The sequence below is a fragment of the Agriterribacter sp. genome (genome assembly GCF_035444585.1).
Taxonomy (GTDB): Bacteria; Bacteroidota; Bacteroidia; order Chitinophagales; family Chitinophagaceae; genus Agriterribacter.
The window spans coordinates 1-5,800 of sequence record NZ_DAOMOZ010000266.1 but is presented as its reverse complement, the minus strand read 5'-3'; the positions used below and the strand labels follow the sequence as shown (position 1 = coordinate 5,800).

The 5,800-nt window shown below is 47.9% G+C and carries 2 protein-coding genes; one reads left to right on the top strand and one right to left on the bottom strand.

The window, feature by feature from the left end:
• Positions 1-4,056, top strand: a 4,056-nt coding sequence (locus PLH26_RS19535; RefSeq protein WP_324587702.1) for a hypothetical protein, incomplete at its 5' end; no start/stop codon positions are given.
• A 36-nt stretch (positions 4,057-4,092) separates the two neighbouring features.
• Here PLH26_RS19535 and PLH26_RS19530 read toward each other — a convergent pair.
• Complete coding sequence (locus PLH26_RS19530; protein ID WP_324587701.1) at positions 4,093-5,445, bottom strand: Nramp family divalent metal transporter; 1,353 nt, start codon at positions 5,443-5,445, stop codon at positions 4,093-4,095.
• Positions 5,446-5,800: the final 355 nt, after the last annotated feature.

Sequence of the window (5,800 nt, the reverse complement as noted above, 5' to 3'; positions counted from 1 at the left end):
CCCGAAAGCTACCGGAACGCTTTCAATTTCACTTCGCCGCGGGTGCCGAATGCCAAAACAGATGACAGTTATCACTGCGCTGTAAAAAAAGATACGCCGCTTGTTCCTGCCTGGAAGAACAATGACGATTTGAGCTGGGGCCAGGTGTTCGCCTATATATTGCGGCAGCCTTTGCTTGCCCGGGCCTGCGGTATGGTATACGAAACTTCGGTTGCGGTTGAAGGCGACAATGCAGCCCTGTTCGAAAAAGGCTGCTATATCTACGCCGACATTGTTAACGAAGATTATAAAAGCATACAGGAAAAATTGATGGTAGACGCAGACGGCCCGTTTATAAAATCCTATGCTGCACGTATTCCAAAATTAAAAGCAGGCGCTGAAAACAAACGCCCGGTTTTTGCACCCATACTCTTTCCTGTTTTATTCGTAAAAACAGGACAAATAGTGGATCCGGAACCGCCGGCAGCGCCATGGGATAAAATTTTTGCCGAACTGAATGAATACAACGACGGCTTTGCCAAAATTGTACATGCCGCCCAGCCTGTGAGCAGCATACTCCTCAGCGAAAAACAGGACGGGAGCCATCCCGTAAAAGATGAAGGCATACGCCTCGCATGGGATGATGAGCAGATCTTAATATGGTATATGCGCCAGTTGGAAGGATATCCCACCAAAACCGGGCCGCGGGTTGACGCACCGCTGGGTGTATTCGGCTACCGCATTGATGTAAAAGAAGATACAGTGAATGCAAACTGGAGCAGTTTGAATTTGGTGAGATGCAAACAAACTTATGTGCTGGGAGGCGCAAGCCTGGGTAATGCAGCCAATGAAGAGCTGGAATTGCCTTTCCAGGTTTTTCCGACACAGTTAGACAATAATACCAAGGCCCCTTACTGGCTACCGATGTATTTTACCAGTTGGATCGGCAAAAGTATGGTGTTGAAAGACAGTGATGCGGTAAATATCCACCAGAGTGATGAAGGCCGGCTGAACCCATTGGATCCCACACCCACCAAAGCCGTTGATCCCGATAATATGTTCGATGAAGTGGCAGCGGCTACGCAATTGCGTTACGGTAACCGCTACCAGTTCCGTGTTCGCATGATGGATATCAGCGGTGGCGGGCCCGTGATTACGGAAGATGTTTACAATAATGCCGCCGCACCAACTTCCGAATGGAGCTTTAAACGATATGTAGCACCCACGTTATGCCGGATTGAAAAATCAAAAGATCTTAAGGAAGCAAAAGCCGATTTTTTTAATGAGATCATAGCTGATGATCAAACCTCTTCCTTTAATGCTAATCCAGTGCTTTCTATACAACGACCGGTGCTTACTTATCCGGCGGTTGTGTTTACAGGCAAATACCAGGCGCTGGGTGCAGATCCTGTTCAACTGTTGATCCAGTCGGCACAGGCGCAAAAGCAGGGCGGAACAGCGGCAAATCCAAAAAACATTGTTCCTGCCATAGCCGATCCTGATGTGACTAAGGTGGAAATAAAAGTGGAAGTGGAAACACTGCGGTTAGATAACCTGTCGAGCGAAAGCGGCAATGAAAATTATATCACCCTGTATACCACTTCAAGGAATTTTCCTGCCGTAAATACAGCATCGGATATGGAAGATACCCTGTCACTCAACGTTATATTCCATGATGCACCAACGCTCAACCCGGGAAGCAGCGATGATCCTTTTAATACACCTGAACTGAACAGGGCTGCGATCAATGCCATGACGGATATTCCGTTGCCCACAGCCAGGAAGATCAGGATGTCCATCCGTGCTGTTTGCGAAGGCGATGACAGCGCTTACTATGGATTCATCAATGAAGCAAAGCCGGATCTCGACAGCCGGTATGGCAAAAAAACACAGCTCTGGTTTTATAAGGAACTGATCAATGAAGCTGAGCTGCTGCTGCTGCCTAAAGCCAATGTGCCCACGTTGCAGGGATTATACCTTCAGCCCGACCCCGAATTTATCCGCAAGGGTGTTGTGAACCGGTTTTTCTTCTTTAATGCCGAAACCAGCAACCGCCCGGATATCATGCAGCGTCTTGCCCAGCAGTTAGGCGTAAAAGTGAACGGGCTTACCCTGGTTGCCGAAAAAGGCGAGCGGGTTGTTTTTGGATGCAATAATAAAATACGGCACAACCTGGCGCCGGACGGCAGCAGCATTACTTTTTCTTCAAAAGGCGATTTATGCAATCACTGGATAGGATGCCTGGTATACCGCCTCAACCGCCACTGGAGCTGGGATGCCCTGCAGGATACTGCGTTTATCATTGGGCGGCAGAAAAAATTCAGTCGCGATGATGCAGGTGAAACGGAAACACTCAGCAACATCGGTGACATTGAGCTTAAGCATTCCGCATCTTTCCAATCCCTGCAACCCGATCCTTTCGGCAACATCAACCGGAGCAGCACTACTGTTATTTTTATAGATGCCATTGAACCCAAATCGGCGCTGCTCCGGCCCAACGGGCAGCTTCGGTTCCCCGATACAATAGAAGTGCAGTATACCATTACGGCAAAATTTAAAGCAGGCCATGGCGATGATCAAACCATACAGCCCGGTCAACTGGTATTGCCGGCTACCGTCATTCCTGCGCAGGTGCCCAAAATTGCAAGCGTTGGACTGGCATTTTCTCCTTATCGTAAAAATGAAAAGTACAGCGCCACTGAAGCCCGGCAAAAATACCTGTGGGTAGAACTGGAAGAACCTGTTCAGGATCCTGCCGATACTTTATTCTGCCGGGTGCTGCATTATGCGCCCGACCAGTTGATCGGGAACAACAAGCAGTTCGGCGAACTGTTGCAGGACACTGCCGAAGATCCGCCTTTGCCCATTGATCCCGAATACATACGGTTGATCACACCCGGGCAAACAGATGATATGGCCGGACTGGGCGCCATGCAGGCAATGGAAAAAGCCGGCGATGACGATGATATTCATTATTTGCTGCCGCTTCCGCCGGGACTGCATCCCGAAAGCCCCGAGCTGTTCGGATTTTTTACTTACGAATTCCGTATTGGTCATGGCCATTGGAGCAATGGCGAAGAAGGAAAGGAAAACCTGTGGAGCACTGCCCAGGGCAGGTTTGGAAGACCCTTGGTGATCGCCGGGATGCAGCATCCCGCTCCAACGCTGTTGTGCAATGTAAACCGCGATACAGATAAAGTATATGTAAACGCGCCTTATGCAAAAGCGGTATGGAAAGGAAAGAATGTAACCAGTGATCCGCCGCGTACACAACTGCATTGTGTATTGTATGCGCAGGTTAAGCAGGCCGATGGCACTACATACCGCAATATTCTTTTAGATGAAAAGCTGATGACATTGGTGAGGCCTGAGCTACCGGAAGCACAAACACCTGCCGGTACAGGATTGTTAAGTAATGCAGCCCTTTCTGAAGTTGTGCATGCTTCCGCTATATGGACGATAAGCAGCACCGATGAAACCGCCCGGGCGAATGTTATACTCAGCAACCTCACGCTGATGAATGAAATGAACCGTTTGGAAATAGACAAAGTGTATGAGGCTAGATTGAACAAAGCCATGCGTGATTACAAAGCCGGTAAAGCGGTAAAGATAGACCGGGCAATGTCCACGAATATTTTGCATGCTTTTGAAAACCTGAAAGATGCAGGCAAAGCAGTGCCGGTGCCAAAAGCTGCGAAATTCACAGAGGCAAGCCTGCTGGCAGGGGCTGTTAAAGCCATATACAAAGATCAGCCTAAAACGGCCACTGCCACGTGGACGAATAAGGAGGTCGCCGTACTGTTAAAACAGTTAGGGCTACCCGAAGATGCCCCGCTGAGCGTATTGACGGTAGAGGTATTTGGAAATATTACCAGCATATTCGATCATTTTTTACCGTTGTCGGATGAAAGGCTGGCGGCTGCATCTTCCCAAAGAGCTACAAAAGAGCTGGCTGCCACGCTGCTTGACCGCAGGAACAGGAGCAGGCAGGCATTGGGTGATGAACTGGGCAATTACCGCATTCTGCGCACGTCGCCGCTTACCGAAGTGCCTTTTGTGTGCTGCCCCACCTGTTAGGTTTGCAGCGCTGCAAACCTAACAGGTTTGGCAGGTTTAGCTTATCAATTTAACCAACCCGTATACGGCTATCATTCCAATAGACAGTACGCTAAGCCAGAATAATATATTATAGGAGAGCGATGATTTTAATGAAGGATAGTTTTTGTGGTAACGGAAGCACAGTGCGGCAAAAACAACGATCAGTAAAAGTACCGAGCCCACCACACCGCCCGATATGATCATAAAAACCGGTAATTGGATAAAAAGATATGCCACTACCCAAAGCGCAGGAAAGATCCATGATAAAATGGCAATCGTCTTTTTTCTTTTCACCGGGTTATAAAAATCTATCCATCCAAATTGTCCGAAAATATCGGAGAACAATCTTGACCAGTAAGCAAGGGTAGCAAATACACTGGAAAACAATACAAAGAAAGCGCCGATGAGGTAAGCCGTTCTTATGCCATTGCCCAGTGATTGCGTATAAATATGGGCAAGGGCTTCTATCAAAGCATTTCCTTCCGGTATTTCCCCGCGGTTGTACAATATGGAAGCGCCCAGCAGGTAAAAAGCTGCTGTAACGGCAGTATATATGATCATAGCTACTAAAGCATCAAGGTACATTACACTGGTCCAGCCCCTTGCTCTTTTCTCCCATTCCACTGTGTTATCGGCCGGCCCGGTATATGCTGCATATCCTTTTTCAATGCACCAGTAGTTATAAGCGATGATCTCATCGCTGGCCACACCGGTAATGCCAAACGCGCCTATAGCAAGAACAACCAGGTAAGAAGGCAGTTCAAATTGCAGTCCGGCTGCAACGTCGGCCATTGTAAAACGGTAAGGGGTAAACGAAACTGCTGCCAGGGAAACAATGGTTAATGCAGTGAAAGCCACTACCATGATCAGCGAAGATTTTTCAACCAGCCTGTAATAATTTTTATAGATAAGGATAGCGATAAGCGCTGCAATAGCGAGAGCCCACGCCAATACAGGCAGTGCCGGGAAAAGCATGCTTAGCACAATAGCGGATCTTCCGAGCATGCCGCCTACCTGTATTATTTTTAGTAAGGTCAGCAAACAAACAGCGGCTACAGACCAGTTGGTTTTTCCTACCCTGGGTCCGGGGAGCTTTGAAAAAGATTGCATCGGCGTTTCCCCCGAAACAATGGCCCGCTTTCCAAATTCAAGCTGTATGGCCACTTTAACCAGGCAGCTCACTATGATGATCCAGAATGCAACAAAGCCTGCCCTGGCACCCAGTACAGTGGTTGCGATCAGCTCCCCGGAACCGACAATGGACGCCGAAAGAATGAAGCCGGGGCCGAGGAACCTGAGTTTTGATCCAAATGACACCGGCGGTTCTTTAATGCTGTTGTGTGTGAGGGTATAGTTATCCGCAATCATTGTGTGGGTTGATTTTTTAAGCTTTACTATCCGTTCCTCAAAATATACAAATTGTACCAGTATTTATCATCGGGCTTATGGTGTATTTATTTTTTGCCGCAGATATGCAGATCAGATACAATGTTGCTTGGTTAGCGTGTTTGGTATGTATCGCGGCAGGCTAAACCGCAGGTTATTATGCTTCGGAATCTATCTGGTCCTATTTTATAATGAATTAACATTTTCTCCGCCTGTTTAGAGAAGAGAAAGCAGCAGCGAAATGAAACTGAAGTCACAGTAGCACAAAAGGTCCATCAGGGTTCCTTCCCGAAAACGGGCAGTAATCGTTTTCGGGCGGCTTTTTTGGTTACTTTTT

Excerpts from the sequence above, each read along its gene's own strand:
- PLH26_RS19530 (WP_324587701.1), bottom strand. The coding sequence starts at position 5,445 with ATGATTGCGGATAACTATACCCTCACACACAACAGCATTAAAGAACCG.